General features: G+C 69.4%; 20 protein-coding genes. 12 read left to right on the top strand and 8 right to left on the bottom strand.

Going from position 1 to position 22,750, the window contains the following annotated elements; translation table 11 throughout:
• Positions 1-21: 21 nt before the first annotated feature.
• The 3 genes from IEW34_RS22700 to IEW34_RS22690 form a co-directional block, all read right to left on the bottom strand.
• A complete protein-coding gene (locus IEW34_RS22700) occupies positions 22-825 on the bottom strand; it encodes a phytanoyl-CoA dioxygenase family protein (RefSeq protein WP_194446528.1) in 804 nt (267 codons plus the stop codon).
• Positions 826-1,656: 831 nt separating this feature from the next.
• Positions 1,657-2,832: an efflux RND transporter periplasmic adaptor subunit gene (locus IEW34_RS22695; RefSeq protein WP_188611486.1), complete on the bottom strand. Its 1,176-nt coding sequence runs from the start codon at positions 2,830-2,832 to the stop codon at positions 1,657-1,659.
• Between the two features lie 13 nt (positions 2,833-2,845).
• Positions 2,846-6,013: an efflux RND transporter permease subunit gene (locus tag IEW34_RS22690; RefSeq protein ID WP_188611485.1), complete on the bottom strand. Its 3,168-nt coding sequence runs from the start codon at positions 6,011-6,013 to the stop codon at positions 2,846-2,848.
• A gap of 441 nt (positions 6,014-6,454) precedes the next feature.
• On the opposite strand from IEW34_RS22690, the gene IEW34_RS22685 reads away from it, so the two are divergent.
• Positions 6,455-7,378: a LysR family transcriptional regulator gene (locus IEW34_RS22685; protein WP_188611484.1), complete on the top strand. Its 924-nt coding sequence runs from the start codon at positions 6,455-6,457 to the stop codon at positions 7,376-7,378.
• An 86-nt stretch (positions 7,379-7,464) separates the two neighbouring features.
• A complete protein-coding gene (locus IEW34_RS22680; RefSeq protein ID WP_188611483.1) occupies positions 7,465-8,538 on the top strand; it encodes a DUF2855 family protein in 1,074 nt (357 codons plus the stop codon).
• Here the strand turns inward: IEW34_RS22680 and IEW34_RS22675 are convergent.
• Positions 8,522-8,995, bottom strand: coding sequence for a PaaI family thioesterase (locus IEW34_RS22675; protein ID WP_188611482.1), 474 nt, complete (start codon positions 8,993-8,995; stop codon positions 8,522-8,524). The two genes, IEW34_RS22680 and IEW34_RS22675, sit on opposite strands and share 17 nt — an antisense overlap.
• A gap of 237 nt (positions 8,996-9,232) precedes the next feature.
• On the opposite strand from IEW34_RS22675, the gene IEW34_RS22670 reads away from it, so the two are divergent.
• The 5 genes from IEW34_RS22670 (at position 9,233) to IEW34_RS22650 (ending at position 13,751) form a co-directional block, all read left to right on the top strand.
• Positions 9,233-9,736, top strand: a complete 504-nt coding sequence (locus IEW34_RS22670; RefSeq protein WP_188611481.1) for a GFA family protein — start codon at positions 9,233-9,235, stop codon at positions 9,734-9,736.
• A 167-nt stretch (positions 9,737-9,903) separates the two neighbouring features.
• The gene (locus IEW34_RS22665; protein ID WP_244642146.1) at positions 9,904-10,950 is read left to right on the top strand and encodes a type III polyketide synthase; all 1,047 of its coding nucleotides are present in this window, start codon (positions 9,904-9,906) and stop codon (positions 10,948-10,950) included.
• Complete coding sequence (locus IEW34_RS22660; protein WP_188611479.1) at positions 10,947-11,450, top strand: isoprenylcysteine carboxyl methyltransferase family protein; 504 nt, start codon at positions 10,947-10,949, stop codon at positions 11,448-11,450. The genes IEW34_RS22665 and IEW34_RS22660 overlap by 4 nt, the downstream gene beginning before the upstream one ends.
• Positions 11,451-11,568: 118 nt before the next feature.
• Positions 11,569-13,062: a DHA2 family efflux MFS transporter permease subunit gene (locus IEW34_RS22655; protein ID WP_188611532.1), complete on the top strand. Its 1,494-nt coding sequence runs from the start codon at positions 11,569-11,571 to the stop codon at positions 13,060-13,062.
• A gap of 164 nt (positions 13,063-13,226) precedes the next feature.
• The gene (locus IEW34_RS22650) at positions 13,227-13,751 is read left to right on the top strand and encodes an RNA polymerase sigma factor (protein WP_188611478.1); all 525 of its coding nucleotides are present in this window, start codon (positions 13,227-13,229) and stop codon (positions 13,749-13,751) included.
• Positions 13,752-14,220: 469 nt separating this feature from the next.
• On the opposite strand, the gene IEW34_RS22645 is transcribed toward IEW34_RS22650, so the two are convergent.
• Entirely contained in the window at positions 14,221-14,691 is a 471-nt protein-coding gene (locus IEW34_RS22645; protein WP_210324561.1) for a type ISP restriction/modification enzyme, read from the bottom strand.
• 128 nt (positions 14,692-14,819) lie between these two features.
• A complete protein-coding gene (locus IEW34_RS22640; protein ID WP_188611476.1) occupies positions 14,820-15,230 on the bottom strand; it encodes a (R)-mandelonitrile lyase in 411 nt (136 codons plus the stop codon).
• A 306-nt stretch (positions 15,231-15,536) separates the two neighbouring features.
• Here IEW34_RS22640 and IEW34_RS22635 point away from each other — a divergent pair, with 306 nt between their 5' ends.
• Complete coding sequence (locus IEW34_RS22635) at positions 15,537-16,250, top strand: class I SAM-dependent methyltransferase (RefSeq protein WP_188611475.1); 714 nt, start codon at positions 15,537-15,539, stop codon at positions 16,248-16,250.
• 41 nt (positions 16,251-16,291) lie between these two features.
• On the opposite strand, the gene IEW34_RS22630 is transcribed toward IEW34_RS22635, so the two are convergent.
• Positions 16,292-17,449 carry a PQQ-dependent sugar dehydrogenase gene (locus IEW34_RS22630; RefSeq protein ID WP_244642144.1) on the bottom strand — a complete coding sequence of 386 codons (1,158 nt, stop codon included), beginning with the start codon at positions 17,447-17,449 and terminating at the stop codon, positions 16,292-16,294.
• Positions 17,450-17,478: 29 nt separating this feature from the next.
• Positions 17,479-17,706 carry a hypothetical protein gene (locus IEW34_RS22625; RefSeq protein ID WP_188611474.1) on the bottom strand — a complete coding sequence of 76 codons (228 nt, stop codon included), beginning with the start codon at positions 17,704-17,706 and terminating at the stop codon, positions 17,479-17,481.
• Positions 17,707-18,091: 385 nt separating this feature from the next.
• Between IEW34_RS22625 and IEW34_RS22620 the strand changes: the two genes are divergently transcribed.
• From IEW34_RS22620 to IEW34_RS22605, 4 genes are all read left to right on the top strand, one after another.
• Complete coding sequence (locus IEW34_RS22620) at positions 18,092-19,294, top strand: pyridoxal phosphate-dependent aminotransferase (protein WP_188611473.1); 1,203 nt, start codon at positions 18,092-18,094, stop codon at positions 19,292-19,294.
• Positions 19,295-19,442: 148 nt separating this feature from the next.
• Entirely contained in the window at positions 19,443-19,967 is a 525-nt protein-coding gene (locus IEW34_RS22615; protein WP_188611472.1) for a DUF992 domain-containing protein, read from the top strand.
• A gap of 249 nt (positions 19,968-20,216) precedes the next feature.
• Positions 20,217-20,723, top strand: a complete 507-nt coding sequence (locus IEW34_RS22610) for a DUF992 domain-containing protein (protein WP_188611471.1) — start codon at positions 20,217-20,219, stop codon at positions 20,721-20,723.
• A gap of 124 nt (positions 20,724-20,847) precedes the next feature.
• Positions 20,848-22,554: an AMP-binding protein gene (locus IEW34_RS22605; protein ID WP_188611470.1), complete on the top strand. Its 1,707-nt coding sequence runs from the start codon at positions 20,848-20,850 to the stop codon at positions 22,552-22,554.
• The last annotated feature ends 196 nt before the right edge of the window (positions 22,555-22,750 follow it).

The following is a 22,750-nucleotide window of genomic DNA, read 5'->3' as shown; positions in this document are numbered from 1 at the left end:
CATTTTTGGTGTCTTGCCTGCCTACCCCGTGCGACGCCCCACGTTTGCCGCGAGCAACTTTGCCCCCAGCCCGGTGTTCGCCGTGGCCTCCAGCCCCAACAGGCCGCGGAGCTCCGGATCCAGCTCCTGCTGGACCTCGGGCGAGAGCGCGACGTTCCAATTGACCTGCTGCCGGAGGAAGCTGCGCGTGTAGTAGGCGAACATCAACGCGCGATCCTGGTCGGTGGTGACGTTGGCGCCCGACGTGTGCCAGATGCGTCCGTCCATCGCGACGATCGAGCCGGCTTTGGCCTCGAAGGGGCGCAGCCGGGCGGCCGCATCGGGGCCGAGCTCGGCAAGGCGCTCCACCTTGTGGCTGCCCGGAATGAACAGCGTGGCGCCATTCTCGAAGGTGGCGTCCGTCAGGCACCAGATCACATTGATCGACCATGCCTCGAGCCATGGCTCCGGCACCACCAGGGCCTGGTCGGAGTGCAGGTTCATCGAGCCCGAGCCCGGCCGGGCGATGTTGGCTGTGAAGTTCGAGACGATGAACTCAGCGCCCAGCAGCTCACGCACGAGATCGAGCGCAAGCGGCTTTCGGATCAAGCCTCGAAAGACCGGATCGAGGTCGAGCAGATCGAACACACGCACATTCGCGGCATTCGGATCCAGTTGCGCCAGGTGCGTCTCGCGCCCGCGCCGGCGAAACGCCTCGGCGGCTGCCCAGAGGCGTTCCAGCACGCCGGCTGCTTCCTCCCGGCTCAGCACGTCGGGCACCACGCACCAACCCTCTTCGTGCAACTGTGCTGTGGCGGCCTGCAGCCTCTCGCCGGTGCGGTGCAATTGAGTCGTCGGTTCCATGACGGCGTCCTGCAGTTGCCCGTTGCAATCGTGTGCCGGCACCGGGGGTGGACGGAGAGCTCGCCCTCCGCATCGGCGCGGCCGAGCCTCATCGAGATGACGGTGCGCTGCGCGACCTCGCGGTCAAGCGGCTGCAGCACCCTGGATCGGCGGGGATGGCGAACACGCCGGCCTCGCGGCGGCTGCGCGCAGCGCCGGCCCCGCACGGCGGTCTGGCGCCGCGTGCCGCGCGTCGGTCAGGCGGAAGCCTTCGTCGGGGCTCGACCGCGAACGGGCATCCAGGTGTCCACGATGGACGTCAAAGAGCGCGCGGAGACGTGGAGCCCCCATGCTCTTGGCCAGAACAATCCCAGCATTGATCGGGGACGCCTGATCCCTCTTGTCATTCATGAGACGTTTCCTCGAGCACCGCGACTTTGTCGCGCGGTGTCCCTTTGGAAACATTTTGAGAGTGCACTCTAGAATTTGTCAAGGTGGCCGTCTGGGCCGCTGCGCAGCTTCAGTTGCATGCAGAGGCCGCCGCGGTCCGCGCGGGCGCTCCGCCGAGCGCTGGCGCGTTGGCGGGGTATGCGGCTGTCGTTGCCAATGATCGTGAGGGGGCAGCCGGATCTGCTCGCCCAAATCTCAGAGCGGGGCGATCCTCATCGTCATCCCACGCCAAGCCTTTGCTGCCGCATCTGCCTGTCCAAAGCCGGCGGGCCGCCTTGGGAGCCGAAGCTCTCGCCTGTTTCCCGATCGGATGTGTTCATCTGATCGGATAGACTGAATCCCGAGCGCTCGGCGACGGGGCGCCTCATCGCCGAGCGCTTCGAGCTAGCCCTTCCCCTGCGCCGGCTGCTGCTGTCCCTGGGCGGGCTGCGGCGGCAGCGGCTGCACCGGCACGCCCGGGCCGATCTTTTGGAGGTTGCCGGTGATGATCTGGTCGCTCTCGGAGACGCCCTTGAGCAGCGCGACGAGCTCGCCGCTGACGGGGCCGAGGGTGACGATCCGCTGCTCGGCCTTGTGGTCGGGCCCGACCACGTAGACGTACTTGCCGAACTGGCTGGAGCCGAGCGCCGCCTGCGGCACCATGAGCGCGTTCGGCTGCTGCTTGATCAGCAGGCGCACGCGCACGTACTGGCCGGGCAGCAGGGACATGTCGCTGTTGGCGATGGTGGCCCGCGCCGTCAGCGTACCGGTGGCGCGGTCGATGACGTTGTCGATGAAGGTGAGCTCGCCCTTGTAGCGCGGTTCGGTCTCGCCGGGCAGCAAGACGTCGGCCTCCACCTTGCCGACGGCCTTGGCCTTCTGGATCTCGGCCAGATCCGACTCGCTCGGATTGAAGGTCACATAGATCGGATCGAGCTGCACCAGCGTATTCAGCGGCGCGCCGGCGACGCTGATCAGGGTGCCGATCGGCGCCTGGTTGCGGCCGATGCGGCCGGCGAACGGCGCGCGGATTTCCGTGTAGCTCAGGTTGAGCTCGGCCGTGCGCACGGCCGCCCGGTCCATGGCGAGCGCCGCCTCCGCCTGGCGCTGGGTACTGGTGCGCTGGTCGAAGGTATCGCGCGCGAGGTAGCCGCTCTTGGCAAGCTCGGTGCCGCGGCTGAGGTTGGAGCGCGCGTATTCGAGCGCCGCCTCGTCGCGCTGTACCTGGGCCTTGGCTTGGTCCAGCGCCGCCTGGTAGTCGCGCGGGTCGATCTTGTAGAGCAGATCGCCCTTCTTGACATTCGCCCCGTCCGGCGCCGGCTGCTCCTGCACGTAACCGGCGACACGCGCCTGCAACGTGATGTTGCGGATCGATTCCGTCCGTGCCGAATACTCCAGGTAGATCGGCAGCGTCCGCTTGACGACGGAGGCGACGGGGACCGGCATGGCGAAGCCGCCGGGCGCTGCCGCTGCGGCCGGCGCGGTGCCGCCGGGCGTCAGCCGGTCCTTCAGGCCGAAATAGGCCCCCCCCGCGACCGCAGCGACCGCGACGATGCCGAGACCGAGTTTCCACATGCGCATCGGGCTTCCAGTCCTATTCGGCCGCGCTCGTCTTGGGACCGAGCGCGACGGGCGGCTCGGCGCCGTGAGGGGCCTTCTCGTTTGAACGACGTTCGCGCAGCTCTTCGATCATGGCGTAGAAGACAGGCACGAACAGCAGGGTGAGGATGGTGGCGGCGAGCATGCCGAAGAACACCGTGGTGCCGATCGACTGCCGGCTCGCGGCGCCGGCGCCCGTGGCGATCATCAGCGGCACCACGCCCAGAATGAAGGCGAAAGCCGTCATCAGGATGGGCCGCAGGCGTAGCCGGCCCGCCTCCATGGCCGCCTCGACGATGCTCATGCCGCCCTCGCGCAGGTGCTTGGCGAACTCGACGATCAGGATGGCGTTCTTGGCGGCGAGGCCGATGAGCATGACGAAGCCGATCTGCGAATAGACGTCGATCTGCAGGCCCCGTATCCACAACCCGGCGAGCGCCCCGAAGAGCGCCAGGGGCACCGCCAGCAACACCATGAACGGCATCGACCAGCTCTCGTACTGCGCCGCCAGGATGAGAAACACGAAGACGATGGCCAGGGCGAAGATGACGGCGGCGAGCGAGCCGGCCTTCAGCTCCTGGAAGGTGATGCCGGTCCACTCATAGGTGAAGTCACGCGGCAGCGCCGCCGCCGCGGCCCGCTCCATGGCCGCGACCGCCTGGCCCGAGCTATAGCCCGGTGCGGCCCCGCCGTTGATGAGGGCGGAGGCGTAATTGTTGTAGTGCGGCACCGTTTCCGGTCCGACGATCGGCTTCAGCGTCCCGAGCGTGCTGAGTGGCACCATGCCGCCGCTGGCGTTGCGCACATAGAGCCGCGAGATGTCGTCCGCGTTGGCGCGCGCGTCCTTGTCGGCCTGGATGGTGACGCGGAAGTTGCGGCCGAACAGGTTGAAATCGTTCACATAGAGCGAGCCGAGATAGATCTGCAGCGTGTTGAACACGTCAGGCAGGCTGAGGCCGAGGAGCTTTGCCTTGTTGCGGTCGAGGTCGTACTGGAACTGCGGCGTCGACGTGCTGAAAGTGCTGAACAGCTGATGCCCGTCGATCTCCGGTTGCTTACGCGCCTCGGCAATGACCGCCTGTACCGCCTCGTTCAACGCAGCGCTGCCGCGGCCGTTGAGGTCCTCGATCTGGAACTCGAAGCCGCCGGTGGCGCCGAGGCCGGGAATCGACGGCGGGTCGAAGCTCAGCGCGATCGCTTCGGGGATCTGCAGCAGCTTGGGCCGCACCGCGGCGACGATGTTGGAGGCGCTGAGCTCGGGCGGACGTTCGGCCCATGGCTTCAGGATGGCGAACTCCACCGCCGAATTGGACTGGGCGGCGTTGGTGAGGAAGTTGAGACCGCTGATCGAGCCGACGATCTCGACGCCGGGGGTCGCCTGCAGGATCTCCCGCGCCTTCTTGGCAACGGCATCCGTCCGTTCGAGCGAGGCGCCCTCCGGCAGCTGGATGACGACGAAGAAGTAGCCCTGGTCCTCGACGGGAAGGAAGGTCGACGGGATGCGCAGCGACACCCAGTAGGTGCCGGCGCCGCCGGCAATGAACAGGGCGATCATCAGCCAGCGGAAGCGGATCAGGGTGCGGATGCTGCGCGCGTAGGCGTGCGACATCCGGTCGAAGCCGGCGTTGAACCAGCGGAATGGCGGGAACTTGACCTCGCCGCGGTGGCGCAGGAAGGCGGCGGCGAGGGCCGGGCTCAGGGTCAGCGAATTGAACGCCGAGATGCCGACCGAGATGGCCACGGTCAGGGCGAACTGGTTGTAGAGCCGGCCGGCGACGCCGGGGATAAAGGCGACGGGAATGAACACCGCCATCAGCACGGCCGTCGTCGCGATGATCGGTCCGGTGACCTCGGACATGGCCTTGCGCGCGGCGGCGAGCGGCGGCAGCCCCGCCTCGAGCTGGCGCTCCACGTTCTCGACGACGACGATGGCGTCGTCGACGACGAGGCCGATGGCCAGCACCATGCCGAGCAGGCTGAGCATGTTGAGCGAAAAGCCGAGCGCCAGCATTACCGCCAGGGTGGCGATGAGCGAGACGGGAATCGCGATGATCGGAATGATCGTCGTGCGCCAGCTCTGCAGGAAGATATAGACCACGAGGACCACCAGCAGCAGGGCCTCGACCAGGGTCTTCACCACGTCTTCCATGGCCGCCGAGACGAAGCGCGTGGTGTCGTAGTGCATGGCGTAGGCGATCCCCTTGGGGAAGCGCTGGGCCAGCTCGTCCATCTTCTTCTTGATGTTCTCCTGCAGCTCGATCGCGTTGGAGCCGGGCAGCTGGAAGATGCCGAGCACCACGCTGGGGTCTTCGCCGAAGAAGCCGGACGAGGCGTATTGCAGGGCGCCGAGCTCGACCCGGGCTACGTCGCGCAGGCGCACGACGGAGCCGGCCTGCGGGTCGGCGCGGACGATGATGTTCTCGAACTCCTTGGGGTCGCTCAGGCGGCCGACGGCATTGACCTGCATCTCGAACGCCGTGCCCGCCGGCGCCGGCGACTGGCCGATCTTGCCCGCGGCCACCTGGACGTTCTGCTCGGCCACCGCGTTCTGCACGTCGACGGCCGTAATGCCGAGGTTGGCGAGCTTGTCCGGGTCGAGCCAGATGCGCATGGAATAGCGCCGCTCGCCGAAGATCTGGACATCGCCGACCCCAGGGACGCGCTTGAGCGGATCGGCGATCTGCAAATAAGCATAGTTGCTGAGCGCCACCGGATCGACCGAGCCGTCCGGCGAGGTCAGGTTGACGATCAGCACGAAGCTCGGGTTCTGCTTCTTGATGATGACGCCCGCCTGGTTGACGATCGCCGGAAGCACCGACGAGGCCTGCGAGACGCGGTTCTGCACGTCGACGGCCGCGATATTGAGCGGATAGCCCACGTCGAAGGTGATGGTGATGGTCGACGAGCCATCGTTGGAGCTCGTGGAGGACATGTAGGTCATGCCCTCGACGCCGTTGATCTGCTGCTCCAGCGGTGTCGTGACCGTGTCGGCGACCACCTGGGCGCTGGCGCCCGGGTAGACCGCGGCCACCACCACCTGCGGCGGCGTGATGTCGGGGAACTGCGACACCGGCAGCAGGAAGTAGGAGATGGCGCCGGCGAGCACCATGATGATGGCGACGGCGGAGGCAAAGATCGGGCGCTGAATAAAGAAATTGACCATCAAAGCCGTCCGCTGCATCGGAGCCTGGAGCACGTCCAGGCGGGGCGCGCCCAAGCCCGGAAGCGCCCCAGATTCAAAAATTCAAAGACTTGAAGCACTGTGTCCGCCCGGGTGATCACATCCGCGCGGCAACCGGGCACGATCTATGTGTCAGGCTTCGACTCCGCCAGGGTGAACAACCGCGCACCGTTGCGTTCGTTTGCCGGCGCGGCAGGAGAGCAACACTTCCGGAGCCGGCGTCTGGACGGGCGGCGCTCGCTTCGGAAGCGGAACGAAGGACGGAGTGGGCGCGATCGACCATGACGTGTGCAGCTCCTTGTTGGGGCGGCCCCTGGCGGTGTCAAGACCAAGGACGTTCCGGAGGAGCCCCCGCCGACACGGGGCCGGCCGCCGCTCCAGAGCCGATGTCGGCGCCGTGCACACCATGGTAAGCTCGCCTCCATGCGCAAGCGCCTGCCTCCGCTCGAGCAGATCGAGGCCTTCATCGAAGCAACCCGCGCGCCAACCTTTCGCGAGGCGGCGGAGCGCTGCGCCTTGAGCCCCGCTGCGTTCTCGCGTCGCATCCAGGCGTTCTCGGCCCATATGGGGCTGGCGCTGTTCGAGCGGCGCGGCGGCGCCCTTCGCCTGACCGAGGCGGGCGCCCGCTGCGCTCGTGAGCTGGAGCCCGCCTATCTGGAGCTGCGCCGTGCGGCCGCCGCGGTGGCACGCGAGACGGCGGCGGACCGGACGGTCCGCCTGTCGCTGTCGCATTCGCTGGCGGTCGGCTGGCTCATCCCGCGGCTGGAAGCGTTGCGCGCCGCGCATCCGGACGTGCACCTCGCCCTGACCACCGCCCGCGACACGGCCGCGCTACGCCGCGGCGAGGTGGACCTCGCCATTTGCTATGCGGATATCGCCGTGGACGGCCTCATTGCCCAGCCGCTGTTCGTGGTCACCGTCGCGCCGGTCGCCGCCCCCGCGGTCGCTGCCGCCTTCGCGGCCGACGGCCGCGATCTGTCGCGCCAGCGGCTGCTTGCGGTGGCGCAGCCGCCTGACGTCTGGGGCCAATGGGCGGCCGCAACCGGCTGGCCGAACGGATTGCCCGCGGCGGCGACCTTCGACGTGCAGCACGCCGCCTACGAGATGGCCGCCCGGGGGTTCGGCGTGGCGCTGGCCGCCAGCCCGTCCGTCGGGCCCTACCTGGACGCCGGGCGGCTGGTCCCCCTCGGCTTGCCGGCCGCTCCCGCGCCGCTGGACGGCGCCTATCGCCTGGTCGCGCCGCACGGCCGGCCCCGGCGCGAGGTGAAGCGCGTCCGCGACTGGCTCGTCAGCGCCGCCCGCGCCACGCCGGACGCCTTCGCCACCGCGCGTGTGGCCGTTGCATGACCCGCAACGGGCCGCGCGACCTTTGCGTCACGGGGCATGGCACGGCGTGCTAGCACCTTCCGTCAGAGGGCGCTTGCGAGGGTGCGATGGGCGAAGTGGCGACCGATCTCCTGGTGCGGCGCGACGACCTGCGGAGCAGCCATTTCGTCGCGACGCCGCTACCTGAGCTTGCCGAAGGCGAGGCCCTGCTCCGGGTCGACAGCTTCGCGCTGACGGCGACCACCGTGACCTATGCCGCGGTCGGCGACGACATGCGTTACTGGGATTTCTTCCCCTGCTCCGAACCGGGCTGGGGGCGCGTGCCATGCTGGGGCCATGGCGAGGTGGTGGCCTCGCGGGCGGCGGAACTGGAGCCCGGGACGCGCGTCTTCGGCTACTTCCCCATCGGCACCCATCTCGTCGTCGTGCCGGGGGCCGTGCGCGCCGGCGCCTTCATCGACCACGCGGTGCATCGCCGGGCGCTGCCGTCCTTCTACAATTCCTATCGAAGGGCTCGGGGGGACGCCGACGCCGAGGCGATGAACATGCTGTTGCGGCTGCTGTTCTCCACGGCGTGGGTCATCGACGCGTTTCTGGCGGACGCCGAGTGCTTCGGCGCCCGGCGGATCGCATTATCGAGCGCCTCAAGCAAGACGGCCATGGGGCTTGCCTGGTGCCTGAAGCGGCGCGGCCGAGTGGAGACGATCGGACTGACATCGTCCGGCAACGCCGCCTTCGTCGAGGGCCTCGGCTGCTACGACCGCGTCATACCCTACGATCGCATCGACGCCCTGTCCGCGGATGGGGAGATCGTCTATGCCGATTTCGCCGGGTCGGCTCCGCTGCGCCGCGCCGTGCACGCGCATTTTCGCCGGAGCCTCGTCTACGACTGCGCCGTCGGGGCCACCGATTGGTCGGCAATCGGCCCTTGGGAGCCGGATCTGCCGGGGGCAGCGCCGCACTACTTCTTTGCGCCCAAGCATATGGCGCGGCGTGCGGCCGAATGGGGCCACGACAATTACGCCGCCCGCCTCGATGCCGACTTCACCGCCTTTGAAGTGGACGCCCGCCGCTGGCTCACCATCGTGCGGGCGAGCGGGCCCGAGGCGGTGGGCCGCTACTGGCTGAGCGCGGTCGAGGGCCGCCTGTCGCCGGCCGAGGGCCTCATCCTGCGGGTGTGACGCTCACAGCCGTCCGATCATCCGGTCGCAAGGTGCTCTCGGCGCGCAGGCGGAAGGTGGCGGCCGCGCGCGCGACGACCTCGTCGCCGACGGTGACGATGGCGTCGACCACGCCGCTCGCCCGGCCGGCGTGCACGATGCGCGGCACAACCTCCAACCAGAGACCGAGGGTGCCGCCGGCGATATAGTCGACGGCGAGCGAGGTCGTCAGCGGCGACGCCTGGTCTGGGAAATGCCGTCGCCGCGCCATCACCAGGCTCACGCCCATGGCGATATCGGCCAGCGTCGAGACGACGCCGCCGTGCACGAGGCCGCGGTTGTTGCAGAGCGGTCGACGGATGAAGGTGCCGAGGCGCAGGATATCGCCGTCCTCGCAGGCGTAGATCGGCGTCCACGGCTCGAGCACCGGGGCGATGCGGGAAAACGGCGCAAAGCCGCGGGGCGGCGTCCCTTCCATGTCACGTCTCCTGCTTGGCATCACCAGCCTCAGCCTGCCGGACATGGCCGAGGCCGCATGTTGCGGTCCAGCGCAAAGCGCAAGGCACGGCTTGCATGCCGCGCAAGGCCGCTGCCGATGGTCGAAAGGCCGGGGGATCGCGGATGGATCCTGCCGACCTGGCTGCGCGACGGGATGGCTGCCGGTATCGTCAGGCCGGAGCCGGCTCCGTCGAATGCCGGGGAGGACCAATTGAAGATGGGCAAGAGCGCGGGCGGAACCAAGGCTGGCAAGGCGTCGGCGGTCCAGGCCATGGGCCAATGCGTCTGCGGCGAGGTCCGCTTCGAGATCGACGTGCCGGCGTTCTGGGCCTGGCACGACCATTCCGAGGCGAGCCGCCAGGCGCACGGGTGCGCCTACGTCACGTATGTCGGCAGCTGGCGCAGTCGCTTTCGCATCCTCGGCGGTGCCGAGCGTGTCAGCCGCTTCGAGGATGCGGCGGCGGGCACCACCCGCAGCTTCTGCGGGCGCTGCGGCACGCCGCTGTTTTACGAGCGCCGGCGCTCACCGCACATGGTCGACATACCCCGCGCGCTCTTTGCCAGCCGGACGGGCCGCGAGCCGCGCTATCATCTTGCTGTCGAGGAGGCCGTCGACTGGGCCTACGGCGGCCGGCCGCTGGCACCGCTGAAAGGCTACCCCGGCGTCGTGTGGGAGCGCCCGCGCGCCAGGAAGCGGCGCCCCCCGGAGCCGATGTTCTGAGCTTGGCCCTGGGCGCACCGTGCCCGTCGCGCTCGGGTGGATCCACCCATTCGCGAAGGCTTTAGCGCATGGCGACGCCACCGAGCCGCGAATTTTTCAGTCCCTCGCGTGTTCACCGCGGGATCACGGCGGCCCGCCGTGCCGACCCCGCCATGGTGGGAAAGCGAGTGGCGACAGCACTTCTGGCCCTGGCAACCGCCGTGCCCGCGCACCAGGTGTCGCAGGCGGATGCAGCGGCGGCCGCAGCGACCGTGTTCGGCACGCGGGTCCACGGTTACGAGCGCATGGCGCGGGTGTTCGAGACGACAGGCATCCGAAAACGGCATCTCGTCCGGCCGCTGGACTGGTTCATGACGCCGCGGGGCTGGGAGGAGCGCAGCGACGCCTTCCTGGAGGGGGCCAGCGACCTCTTCGTCATCGCCGCGACACGGGCCCTCGACGCCGCCGACGTGCGGGCGGCCGACGTCGACGCCATCGTCACGGTGACATCGACCGGCATTGCCGCCCCCAGTCTCGAAGCCCGGGTCGCCGGCCGCATGGGGTTCCGCGCCGACGTGGAGCGGGTGCCGATCTTCGGTCTCGGCTGCGCCGGCGGCGTGTCCGGGCTGACCACGGCCGCGCGGCTGGCGGAAGCGCGGCCGGGCACGACCGTACTGTTCATCGCCGTCGAGACCTGCTCGCTCGCCTTCCGGCCCGACGATTTGTCCAAGGCCAGCATCGTGGCCACGGCGCTGTTCGCCGATGGCGCCGCCGCCTGCGTCCTGCGCGCCGGGGCTGGCGGCCGGCCCACCATCGAGTGGGGCGGCCAGCGCCTGTGGCCGGATACGCTCGACATCATGGGCTGGCGGGTCGAAGAACAAGGGCTCGGCGTCGTCTTCGACCGCGCCATCCCGCCCTTCGCCGAAGCCCATGTCGGGGCGGCGGTCGAGGCGATGCTGGCCGGCGCCGGTCTGGTCCACGGCGACATCGCCCGCTTCGTCTGCCATCCCGGCGGAACCAAGGTGGTCGACGCGCTGGAGCACGCGCTGCGGCTGGCGTCCGGCGACCTCGCTGATGAGCGCGCGGTGCTCGCCGACTACGGCAACATGTCGGCGCCGACGGTGCTTTTCGTCCTGGAGCGCGTCCTCGCGCGCGGGCTTGCCGGCCGCGCTGCGCTGCTCGCCCTTGGTCCCGGCTTCACCGCGAGCGGCCTCACCTTGAGGGCCGCGGCGTGAGCCTCACCGTCATCGTCCTGGCCCTGGTGACGGCGCAGCGCCTCGGCGAGCTCGCGCTCGCCCGTCGCAACACGCGCGCGCTGCTGGCGCGCGGCGGCGTCGAGGTGGCGCCGGGCCACTACCCGGCGATCGTCGCGGTCCATGCGGCCTGGCTTGCAGGTCTCTGGCTCCTGGCGCCGGCGCAGCCGGTGGACCCGCGCTGGCTCGCCGCCTTCGTCGTGCTGCAGGCGCTGCGCGTCTGGGTGCTGGCGACGCTGAGGGAGCGCTGGACGACGCGCATCATCGTGCTACCCGACACGCCGCTGGTGCGCACGGGGCCGTATCGCCTTCTCTCCCATCCGAACTATGCGGTGGTGATCGGCGAGATCGCCGCGCTGCCGCTGGCCTTCGGCCTGCCCGTCTTCGCCGGCATCTTCAGCCTGCTGAACGCGGCCGTCCTGGCGGTTCGCATCCGGGCCGAGCAGGCAGCGTTGGCCGAGAGCGCAGCGGGTGGGCCGTGAGCCGGCGCCGCGCTGCCGCTGGTCGGCTCCGCCGCGGCGGGACGCGGGCGTGAGCGGGCTTACCGGCCGGTCTACGGCCGAGCCGGCCGCCGCCGTGCGGGTCTTCGCCGGCTTCGCGATGATGTGCCTCGGCATGTTCATGGCAATCCTCGACGTGCAGATCGTCGCCACCTCGCTGCCGACCATTCAGGCTGCGCTTGCCATCGCTCAGGACCAGATCAGTTGGGTGCAGACCGCCTATCTCATCGCCGAGGTGGTGGCGATCCCGCTTACCGGCCTGCTCACCCAGCTCGTGGGCATGCGCCGGCTGTTCGTCATCGCGGTCTCCGTCTTCACCGCCGCCTCGGCGCTGTGCGCGGTGAGCGCCGGCTTCGCCACGCTGATCGCCGCGCGCGTGCTGCAGGGGTTTTCCGGCGGCTTGCTGATCCCCGCGGTGTTTTCGGCCGTCTTCCTCCTGTTCCCGGTGCGCCTGCAGGGCGTCGCGACGACGTTCGCCGGTGTCCTGGCGGTGCTGGCGCCGACGGTCGGGCCCGTCGTCGGCGGTTGGATCACCGAGACCTATTCGTGGCATTGGCTGTTTCTCGTCAACCTGGTGCCGGGCGTCACCGCAGCACTGGGCGCGTGGCTGTTCCTGCCGCACGATGCACCTGGCCGCGACACCGGCGCAGCTGTCGACCTCACGTCGCTGTTGCTGCTGGCGACGGCTCTGGCCGCGCTGGAGATTGCGCTCAAGCAGGCGCCCGACCGCGGCTGGGTGTCGCCGCCGATCCTCGCGCTGCTGGCCTGGACCGGGACGGCGGTCGCGCTCTTTACCCGGCGCGTCCTGGCACGCCGCCGGCCCTTGGTGGATCTCACCCTGCTCGGCGACCGCAACTTCGCCATTGGCGCGGCGCTGAGCTTCGTGCTGGGCATCGGTCTGTTCGGCTCCGTCTACTTGATGCCGCTATTCCTGGCCTACGTCCGCGGCCATGGCGCGCTGGAGATCGGCCGCATCATGCTGGTCACCGGCGCCGCGCAGCTCGCCTCCGCACCGATCGCCGTGGCGCTGGAGCGACGGCTCGATCCGCGGCTGCTCACCGGCTTCGGCTTTGCCCTGTTCGGCTTGGGCCTGGGCTTGAGCGCCCGTCAGACCGCCGAGACGGATTTCGATGAAATGCTGTGGCCGCAGATCCTGCGCGGCGGCGCCATCATGTTCTGCCTGCTGCCACCGACACGGCTGGCACTCGGCCACCTGCCGCTGCACCGCGTGCCCGACGCGAGCGGCCTCTTCAACCTGATGCGCAACCTGGGAGGCGCCATCGGCCTGGCGCTCATCGACACGGTCATCTACGGCCGGGCTGCGGCCCACGGCACCGCCATCCTGGAGCGTCTGCGCGCGGGTGACGCGGCCACGGCCGTGGCCATCGGAATCCCGCCCGAGATGCTGGCGGCGGGGGCCGACGCGCTCGACGATCCCGCAGCCCTCGCCCTGGTGCGGCCGCTGATCGAGCGGGCGGCGTTCGTCGAGACGACGAACCTGGCCTGGGCGCTGACCGCGGCGCTCACGCTCTTGGCGCTCGTGCTGGTGCCGTTCGTGCGCTGGCGTCCCCGTGGCGAGGCGATGCCGCGATGACCGGCGCAGCGCTTCTGCGGCCATGCTTTTGCCCCGCCGGTCGGGGACAAACCCCGTGCACGGCTGCGGCGGCCGCGTTGCGGCCCCGCGGCGAGGCGTGGCGCGAGGCCCATCCGGCGCCACGGCGTGCGCAGAGGCTCACGACGGACGGTCGGAGTACGGCCATGGGCTCCAGCGAAGAGGTCCGCGCCGGGCTGAGCGCGCATCTGTCGCGGCTATGGCGATATGCAATCATGCTCAGCCACCGGCGCGAGGTGGCCGAAGACCTGGTGCAGGCCACCTGCGCGCGGGCGCTCGAGCGCGCGACCCAGTTCGCGCCGGGAACGCGGCTCGACCGCTGGCTGTTCGCCATTCTGCGCTCCATCTGGCTCAACGAGGTGCGGGCCGGGCGCATTCGCCAGGGCCAGGGCTTCGTCGACGCCGAGGCGGTGCTGGTGGTGGACGGCGCCGGTCAGGCCGAGCGCCATGTCCTGGCCGGCCAGATCCTGCGCCGGATGCAGGACCTGCCGGAGGCCCAGCGGGAGGCTGTGTTCCTGGCCTATGTCGAGGGCCTCAGCTATCGCGAGGTGGCGGAACTGCTCGAAGTTCCGGTCGGCACCGTCATGAGCCGTCTGGCGGCGGCCCGGGCCAAGCTCGCGGCGGAAGCCGGTTCGGATGGCCCGCCGGCGCGCGCAACGGCCGGCCGATGAGCGGCGCGGCGGGCGTCGGGCACCCCGACGACGAGGGCTTCGTCGTTTACCTCGACGGCGAACTGGATAGCGGGTCGCGCGCCCGCATCGAGGCGCTGGTCGCCGCCGACCCCGGCTGCGGCCGCACGCCTCGCCGTCCTGGCGCGGGGCGGCCTGCCGTTCCGGGAGGCTCACGCGCCGCCGCTGGCCGCGGCGCCACAGGAGCGCTTGCGGGCGATGCTGCCGGGCATTCCGATGACCGCACGATCAGCCCGCGCATGCGCAGCGCGACCGAGCGCTTTGCAATTGGGTGGAAACCGCTGAGGGGCGCTTTCGATCCAAAGTCCTGGGGCGCCCGTTGGAAGATCTCATCCAACGGCGGAATGCCTTAGAGCGTTTTCGAGCGAAGTGGACGCCGGTTCGCGTGAAGAAAACGCGACAAAACAAACAGATAGAGCATTTCGGCGATTCGAAGAAACGCGGAAATGCTCTAGCTCGTCCTCACCACGGCCACGGTCTCCACCGCGATGCGGCATAGCCTGGCGAGGTGGTCGATGAAGGCGTCCTTGGCGAAGGCCTCGGCCTCAGCCTTGGCGCGTGCGATCGCCCAGGCGAGCAGGGGCTCGCCGCCGACGTCGTGCTGCCAGGCGACCGATGGAATGCCGCCGATCAGGGTCTCGCCGTCCACCCGCAGCGTGCCCCAGGCCGGCTGCGGACGCAGCAGCAGCTTCGGCCTGCGGGCGCTGAAGTCCGGGTCGATCATGTCGATGCGCATGATCGGCCAGGGCCGGGGGACTGACGCGTGCAGGGCCAGCAGGCGGTGGCCGAGGGCGATGGTGGCGCCGGGGCTCGCTGGGTCCGGCTGGTTGCCGGCAGCGGCGCAGGCGCGCAGATGAAGGTCGGCGTAGACCCGCGCGAGTCCATCCTCGCCGTTCGCTGTGCCGCTGGCCCCATTCGCCATGCACCAGGCCGCAACCGCTTGCGCGATGGCCTCCCGGCGCGCGGCCGGTGATCCGGTGGGCGCGAGTGCGAATGCAACCAGCACGGGCCTGGCCGACTCGGCGCCGTGCGCAGAGAGTTCGAGCGTGCTCACGCCGGTTGGGCCGCCGCGTAGTCCGCGTCGCTCACCTGCTCGAGCCAGTCGGCCGCCTTGCCGGTGTCGTCACCCTCCTGCAGCGCCAGATGCGTCATCAGGGTGGTCGCGGTGGCGCCGTGCCAATGCTTGACGCCCGGTGGAATCCATACCGTATCGCCCGGCTGGAGGCGCGCGGCCGGCTGGCCAGCCTCCTGGACGAGGCAGACGCCGGCGAGGACGTGCAGCGTCTGGCCGAGCGGATGGGTGTGCCAGGCGGTGCGTGCGCCGGGCGGGAAGGTCACGCGCGCCAGGTTGGCACGCGCGGGCGCCTGCGCCGAGATGATCTCGTCCAGGATCACCGCACCGGTGAAATAGGCCGGCGGACCCGCGCGGCTCGGCCGCTCGCCGTTCTTGAAATAGCGCATGCGAACCTCATCCCTCCCGCGGCAGCACGCCGAACAGGAGCACCATGGGCCGAGGGCAGGCCCGTCGACAAGCCCAGCCCTGTCGATGACCGGATCGGAACCATGCCCTCACGGACGAAGACCGGTCGCGCCGGAACCTCGGCCAGTCCGCGCGCGGCGCGGCTGCGGTTCCGTCAGCCGGCGACGAGGGCGCCGGACCATATGGTCGTGGCGACGCGACGCTTGCGCCCGCCGCGGGATGGCGCCAGAGAGGCACCGCCGGACCTCTCGTCCTTCTCGCTCCGTCCGGGCCGGGCCTCACGCGCAATGACGCAGACCATCACGCCGCGCTGCAACATCTGCGGCGGTACAGACTTCGTGGACTTGCCCGGGCGGCCCAAGGTGCGCTGCGCCGCCTGCGGCTCGCTGGAGCGGGCCCGCGTCTGCGCCCTGCATATCGCCCATACACTCGCGCTTGGCTCCGGCAGCAGGGTTTTGCACTTCGCGCCGGAGCGGGGCCTGCAAGCGCTGCTGCGCGACCGGGTCGGCGCGGCCAACTATCGCGCGGTGGACATCGCGCCGGAGAACTATCCGGGCCTGGGCGTCCAGCCGTTCGACCTTTGCCGCGACGTCTTCTCGCTTCCCGAGCGGGGCTACGACCTGATCGTCATGAACCACGTGCTCGAGCACATCGAGTGCAACTACTCCGCCGTGCTGCTTCGCCTCGCGCGGGCGCTGACCGACGGCGGCGCATTGCTGTTCTCGGTGCCGATAGACGGCGACGACTTCTGGGATCACATCGTCACCGGCTCTCCCGACGAAAAGGCCGAGCGCTTCGGCCCCTTCCGCCACTACCGGAATTTCGGCCGCGCCTTCATCGGCGACACTTTGGGCATGCTCTTCCGCATGCCGGAGCGCTACGATCTGCTGGGCGCGTTCACGGAGGGGGATCTCGTCCGCGCCAACATCCGTCCGCACCATTGGCGCAAGTTTACCGGCGCCAGCGTCTTCGTCGTGCGGCGGCAGGACGTGCGGATCTAGAATTGCGGTGCTGTGTCGGTCCGCGTCGCCGTCGCGCGGGCTCAGCCCGCGGGCCGCAGTCGTAGCAGCCGGCCTTCCGTCGAGTCCGTGAGCAGATAGATCAGCCCGTCCGGCCCCTGGCGAACGTCGCGGATGCGCTCCTCCAGACCGGTCAGCAGGCGTTCCTCGCGGGTGACCTTGTCGCCCTCGGTTTCGAGCCGCGCCACCAACTGGCCCGCGAGTGCGCCGACGAAAATGCTGCCGCGCCAGGCCGGAAAGGCCGTCCCGGTGTAGAAGATCATGCCGGAGGGGGCGATCGACGGGTCCCAATAGTAGACCGGCTGCTCCATTCCGGCCTTGGCGGTGCCTTCGCCGATCTTGGATCCGCTGTAGTTGACGCCGTAGCTGATGACCGGCCAGCCGTAGTTGCGGCCTTTGCGCGGGATATTGATTTCGTCGCCGCCGCGCGCGCCATGCTCCGCGGTCCAGAGCTCGCCGCTGGCCGGATTGATCGCGGCGCCTTGCACGTTGCGGTGGCCGTAAGACCAGATGGTGGGATCGGCGCCGGGCCTGTCGACGAAGGGATTGTCCGGCGGCGTCGAGCCGTCCGTGCGGATGCGGACGATCTTACCCAAGGTCGTCGACAGGTCCTGCGCGCCGGCGCGCAGGTCGAAGCGCTCCCCCAGCGTGACGAACAGCGTGCCATCGCGGCCGAAGACAAGCCGCGAACCGAAATGATTGCCACCGGTGTGGGCCGGTTGCTGGCGAAAAATGACCTCGACGTTCTCCAGCCGGCCGGCATCGCCGCTCAGGCGCGCCCGCGCCACGCTGGTCCCCGCCGAGCGGCCGTCGCGCGGCTCGGCATAGCTGATGTACAGCAACCGGTTGTCGGCGAATTGCGGATCGAGAACAACATCGAGCAGCCCGCCCTGGCCGGCCGCGGCGACCGATGGAACCCCGCTGATCGCGGGCGAAACGCGTCCGTCCTGAGCCACCGTCCGCAATCGACCATCGCGCTCGCTCACCAGGAAGCGGCCGTCGGGTAAGAACGCCAAGCCCCAGGGCGTATCGAGCCCTCGCGCCACCGTCTCGACCACGAACGTGGCCTTGGCGCTGCGCTCGGCCTTGCCGGGCGCGGCTCGCGCACTCTCGCCCGCCGCGGCGAGCGCCGCCACCGCCACCATGCTCAAAATGTTCAGCGGAACGCGTCCGGCGATCATGCCCTGGCGCGAAGCAGGAGAGTCGCCGGTCAGCGGACGATCGCGGTGGTCGAAGCGACCTGAGGACCCGTGCTGTTGCCGTTGCCCCAACCGCTCATCGGCACCGTCGCCATCGCCGTCAGCGTCGCCATCGTCAACACCGCCACCAGCGCGAACGACAGCTTGAACTGCCGCTCCGCTTCGATGCGGGTCACGCTGGAGGTCGCTGCCTGGGCACGGCGCAGATCACTCATGCGGATAGGGTCATTGCTGTTCATCATCGTAGTCCTTGCGGCGCCGGCCATTGCCGACGCTTGGAAGATGCGGCAGCAGACGACGATCGGCGGTGCGTTGGCGCACGCGGCACAGCGAGCGATCCGCGGCTTGGAAAACGTGTCGGATCCCACAACCCGTCGGGCTCAAGTAAAGTTCCGCCGCGGCGCGATACGGATCAATCTTCCATACGGAAGAAGCTGCTCGGCGGATGCGCCGGGCGGCGAAGATCGAATCGCGGCGACGGCCGACCGTTCGGCCGTGCCATACCTTCGTCGCAGTCCGGGCGCGCAACGGTCCTGCGCGCCGGTTTCGCTTGCTCGGTCCGGCGGCCGCAATTACACGAGCCCGGTTGCACCCCTTCAGGCTCCTCGACAAGGAGAAACGACGTTGGCCTTTCTCTCGGATGCTCTCGCCCGCATGAAGCCCTCCGCGACCATCGCGGTGACGCAAAAGGCGCGGAATCTGAAAGCCAAAGGCCGCGACATCATCTCGTTGTCGGTCGGCGAGCCCGATTTCGACACGCCCGAGAACATCAAGCGGGCCGGCATCGCCGCCATCGAGCGCGGCGAGACCAAGTATCCGCCGGTGGCCGGCATCGTGCCCCTGCGTGAGGCGATCGTCCGCAAGTTCAAGCGCGAGAACCACCTGGACTACAAGCCGAGCCAGACCATCGTCGGCACCGGCGGCAAGCAGATTCTGTTCAACGCGCTGATGGCGACGCTGAATCCGGGCGACGAGGTCGTCGTGCCGACACCCTATTGGGTGAGCTACCCGGAGATGGTGGCGCTCTGCGGCGGCACGGCCGTTTTCGCCGAGACGCGCATCGAGCACAATTTTAAGCTCCAGGCTGCGGCGCTGGAGCGCGCGATCACCCCACGCACCAAGTGGATCATCCTGAATTCGCCATCCAACCCGTCCGGCGCGGCCTATTCATTCGACGAGATGAAGCAGCTGACCGACGTCCTGGTGCGCCATCCGCACGTCTGGGTGTTGACCGACGACATGTACGAGCACCTGGTCTACGGCGATTTCACCTTCGTCACCCCGGCCGAGGTCGAGCCCTCGCTCTACGAGCGCACCCTGACCATGAACGGCGTGTCCAAGGCCTACGCCATGACCGGCTGGCGCATCGGCTATGCCGCCGGCCCCGAGCACCTGATCAAGGCCATGGATACGCTCCAGGGCCAGCAGACCTCGGGCGCCGCGACGATGGCTCAATGGGCGGCGGTGGAGGCCCTGGATGGGCCGCAGGACCATCTCGTGACCTTCCGGAAGGCCTTCGAGGAGCGGCGCGACCTCGTGGTCTCGATGCTCAACCAGGCTTCGTATCTGCGCTGCCCGATGCCAGAGGGGGCGTTCTACGTCTATCCGTCCTGCGCCGAGGCCGTCGGCAAGCGGACCGCGGGCGGCACCGAGATCCGCTCCGACGAGGACTTCGTCTCCGAGCTCCTGGAAGCGGAGGGGGTCGCCGTGGTCCACGGCTCCGCCTTCGGCCTGGGGCCGAACTTCCGCGTCTCCTACGCCACCTCCACCCGGCAGCTGGAGGATGCGTGCACGCGCATTCAGCGCTTCTGCGCGTCCCTGCGCTGACCCCTCGTTCCGCCGCGGCCGGGGTGCCGGGCGGATGGCCGCGATGGCGCGGCGCGCCATCGCGTTGAATGCTGCCACGGCCTCGGTTACAACCGTCGGCGTTCCGCCCGCCGCATCGGCGCTTTGGCGGTTCAGGGGGAGGTTAGCCATGGGTTTTCGTCGTTTTGCGCTGGGCACGGGCGCTGTCGCCGCCGTCGTCGTGGGCTTGTCCGGCGCCGCTCAAGCGCAGCAGAAGACCCAGGTCGGCACCCTTACCTGCAACGTGGCCGCCGGAATCGGCGTCCTGGTCGGTTCGCAGAAGGCGCTCGACTGCCTGTTCACCTCGGCACAGGGTGAGCTCGACGTTTACAACGGCACGATCACGCGGCTCGGCATCGACATCGGCTTCACCGGCGCCGGGCGCCTGGTCTGGGCGGTGTTCGCGCCGTCCCGCATCGCCGACGACGCCCTGGCCGGCACCTACGTCGGCGCGGGCGCCGAGGCGACGGCGGTCGCCGGGGTTGGCGCCAACGTGCTGGTGGGCGGCTCCAACCAGACCATCAGCCTCCAGCCACTGTCGGTGCAGGGTCAGGTGGGCCTCAGCCTGGCGGCGGGCGTCGCCGGCATCACCCTGGTCGCGGTGCCGAATGTGCCGATGACGCCGCCGCCGCCGGCGCCCGCCCGTCGCCGCTGAGCCCGCCGCACAGGGGCTCCGCTTCGCCGGCCCGGCGCAGCCGGTCGCGGCAGATCAGAGGCCGGGGCGATGGCGCAGCCGCCCCGGCGCATCCTTTCTTGGCGCGATCTTCTTGAATGTCACTCGAAGTGCCGCCGCTCCGCCCTAAGTTGCTGTATCGAGCATGATCTTCGCCGGGGACGGGGATCCGGTCCCGGGCATCATGCACTCGGGCGGGGCAGGTGCCTCGCTCAGCACGGGGGCTTTGCCATGATCTCGTCCTTTCCCTTGGGCCGCCTCATCCGAACCATCTGCCTGCCGGCGGCGCTCCTTCTGGTGGCCGCCAGCCCCGCGGCGGCGCGCAACAGCGCCAAGGTGGGCACGCTCACCTGCAGCGTCGCACCCGGTGTGGGCCTGATCGTCGGCTCGCAGAAGTCGCTGAGCTGCGTGTTCAGGTCGCGCCAGGGCCGGCGCGATGCCTATGTGGGCACGATCACGCGGCTCGGCTTCGACGTCGGCATCACCTCTGGCGGCACGCTGGTCTGGGCGGTGTTTGCGCCGACGGGCCTGCTGCCGCGCGGGGCGCTGGCCGGAGGCTATGGCGGCGCCTCGGCCGAGGCGACGGCGGGCCTGGGGGCCGGCGCCAACGTCCTGGTCGGCGGCAACAGCCGCACCATCAGCCTCCAGCCGCTCTCCATTCAGGGACAACGCGGCATCAGTCTTGCGGCCGGCGTCGGCGCGATCTCGCTCGAGCCGGCCTTCTTTCGCAACCGCTGACGCGGCGGCGAGCTTAGCCTGAAGTTAGGTCGACGTTCCGACCAACCGACGATAGACTCCGCCGTCAGTCCGGATACGACGACACGAAGCAGGGGCGTGTGTCGCCGGGCGGGAGGATGGCGCGATGACCGTGATGACCGATGCCAAGCAGGACGGCGGGGCGAGGCCTTGGCTCGATCACTACTTGCCCGGCGTTCCGGCGGAATTCGAGGTCGAGGCCGTCGGGACGCTGGTCGACCTCTTCCGGAGCAGCGTCAAGGCATTCGCCGAGCGGCCGGCCTTCGAGAGCTTCGGCGCCCAGCTGACCTACCGGCAGGTGGCCGATGCCGCCGACGCCTTCACCTCATGGCTCCAGCAGCGCGGCCTCGCCAAAGGTGACCGCGTCGCGCTGATGATGCCCAACGTGCTCGCCTTTCCCGCGGCGATGTTCGGGGCGCTGTGCGGCGGCTACACGGTTGTGAACGTCAATCCGCTCTATACGCCGCGCGAGCTCATCCACCAGCTCAACGATTCCGGTGCGCGCATCCTGGTCGTGCTGGAGAACTTCGCCCACACGGTCCAAGAGGCGCTGCCGAGCCTCAAGCTCGACGCCATCGTCGTTGCCAGTCCCGGCGATCTCATGGGCCTGAAGGGGCTGGTGGTGAACGCGGTATCCCGGCACGTGAAGAAGGCGGTGCCCAGCTATCGCATTGCGCAGTCCGTGAGCTTCGCATCGGCCCTGGCGGCCGGCCGGCGCAGCCCGCCGAGGCCGGTCGCGGTCGCGCAGGGGGACCTCGCTTTCCTCCAGTATACCGGGGGAACCACCGGCGTCTCCAAGGGTGCCATGCTGACCCACGCCAACGTCGCGGCCAACGTCGAGCAGTCCTACCTCTGGTTCAACGCCGGCAACCCGCCGGAGGACCGGCCGGTGATGGTGACGGCGCTGCCGCTCTACCACATCTTCGCCCTGACCGCCTGTTGTATGTACACGCTGAAGAGCGGCGGCTGCGCCCTGCTGATCGCCAACCCGCGCGACATCGACGGCTTCGTGAGGACCCTGAAGGGCACCCGCTTCACGCGCTTCTCCGGGGTCAACACGCTCTACAATGCGCTGGCCCACCATCCCGACATCGGCAGCTTGGACTTCTCGCATTTGGCGTTTTCCGTCTCCGGCGGGATGGCGACGCAACTGGCGGTCGCCAAGAAATGGAAGGCGATCACCGGCAAGCCGATCCTGGAGGGCTACGGCCTCTCGGAGACCTCGCCGACGGTCACCACCAACCCGGCGAACCTGGCCGAGTTCTCCGGCACCATCGGCTATCCGATGCCGTCCACCGACGTGCGCATCCGCGACGCGCTGGGCCACGACCTGCCGCCGGGCACGCCGGGCGAGCTCTGCGTGAAGGGGCCGCAGGTCATGCCCGGCTATTGGAACCGTCCGGAGGAGACCGCAAAGGTGATGACCGACGACGGCTTCTTCCGTACCGGTGACATCGCCATCATGCTGCCGGACGGGCAATTCAAGATCGTCGACCGCGCCAAGGACATGATCCTGGTGTCCGGCTTCAACGTCTATCCCAATGAGGTCGAAGACGTGCTGGCCCTCCACGCGAAGGTGCTGGAGGCGGCCGTCGTCGGCATGCCGGACGAGGGCAGCGGCGAGCGCGTCGTCGCCTATGTCGTCAAGCGAGACGAGAGCCTGACGGAAGATGAGCTGCGGGCCTTCGCCCGCGAGCAGCTCGCCGCCTACAAGGTGCCGAAGACCGTCGTATTCCGCGAGGCCCTGCCCAAGACGAACGTCGGCAAGGTGCTCCGCCGGGCCCTGCGCGAGGAGGCATCGTCGCCCGCCTGAGCCCGGTCCGCCGCCGCGCCTCATCGTCTTTTTGAATCAGGAGCGCTTTGCACCTGGGGGATTCCGCCCAGGCGCACAGCGGCTGGCGTGGGCCCGACCGGCCGAGGGGTGCTGGATTCAAGCGGATCCCGCTGCTCGGTCACCCCCGCGACGCCGAGACGCGCTGTCGTGACGCCCGCAATCCTGCCGCCGTGCT

It is taken from the genome of Chelatococcus reniformis, assembly GCF_014640075.1.
GTDB lineage: Bacteria > Pseudomonadota > Alphaproteobacteria > Rhizobiales > Beijerinckiaceae > Camelimonas > Camelimonas reniformis.
This window is presented reverse-complemented; position numbering and strand designations above follow the sequence as displayed.

Excerpts from the sequence above, each read along its gene's own strand:
- IEW34_RS22690 (WP_188611485.1), bottom strand. The coding sequence starts at position 6,013 with ATGGTCAATTTCTTTATTCAGCGCCCGATCTTTGCCTCCGCCGTCGCC.
- IEW34_RS22680 (WP_188611483.1), top strand. The coding sequence starts at position 7,465 with ATGGGCGAAGTGGCGACCGATCTCCTGGTGCGGCGCGACGACCTGCGG.
- IEW34_RS22615 (WP_188611472.1), top strand. The coding sequence starts at position 19,443 with ATGGGTTTTCGTCGTTTTGCGCTGGGCACGGGCGCTGTCGCCGCCGTC.
- IEW34_RS22685 (WP_188611484.1), top strand. The coding sequence starts at position 6,455 with ATGCGCAAGCGCCTGCCTCCGCTCGAGCAGATCGAGGCCTTCATCGAA.
- IEW34_RS22640 (WP_188611476.1), bottom strand. The coding sequence starts at position 15,230 with ATGCGCTATTTCAAGAACGGCGAGCGGCCGAGCCGCGCGGGTCCGCCG.
- IEW34_RS22670 (WP_188611481.1), top strand. The coding sequence starts at position 9,233 with ATGGGCAAGAGCGCGGGCGGAACCAAGGCTGGCAAGGCGTCGGCGGTC.
- IEW34_RS22675 (WP_188611482.1), bottom strand. The coding sequence starts at position 8,995 with ATGGAAGGGACGCCGCCCCGCGGCTTTGCGCCGTTTTCCCGCATCGCC.
- IEW34_RS22695 (WP_188611486.1), bottom strand. The coding sequence starts at position 2,832 with ATGCGCATGTGGAAACTCGGTCTCGGCATCGTCGCGGTCGCTGCGGTC.
- IEW34_RS22625 (WP_188611474.1), bottom strand. The coding sequence starts at position 17,706 with ATGAACAGCAATGACCCTATCCGCATGAGTGATCTGCGCCGTGCCCAG.
- IEW34_RS22635 (WP_188611475.1), top strand. The coding sequence starts at position 15,537 with ATGACGCAGACCATCACGCCGCGCTGCAACATCTGCGGCGGTACAGAC.
- IEW34_RS22605 (WP_188611470.1), top strand. The coding sequence starts at position 20,848 with ATGACCGTGATGACCGATGCCAAGCAGGACGGCGGGGCGAGGCCTTGG.
- IEW34_RS22650 (WP_188611478.1), top strand. The coding sequence starts at position 13,227 with ATGGGCTCCAGCGAAGAGGTCCGCGCCGGGCTGAGCGCGCATCTGTCG.
- IEW34_RS22655 (WP_188611532.1), top strand. The coding sequence starts at position 11,569 with ATGATGTGCCTCGGCATGTTCATGGCAATCCTCGACGTGCAGATCGTC.
- IEW34_RS22645 (WP_210324561.1), bottom strand. The coding sequence starts at position 14,691 with ATGGCGAATGGGGCCAGCGGCACAGCGAACGGCGAGGATGGACTCGCG.
- IEW34_RS22630 (WP_244642144.1), bottom strand. The coding sequence starts at position 17,449 with ATGATCGCCGGACGCGTTCCGCTGAACATTTTGAGCATGGTGGCGGTG.
- IEW34_RS22610 (WP_188611471.1), top strand. The coding sequence starts at position 20,217 with ATGATCTCGTCCTTTCCCTTGGGCCGCCTCATCCGAACCATCTGCCTG.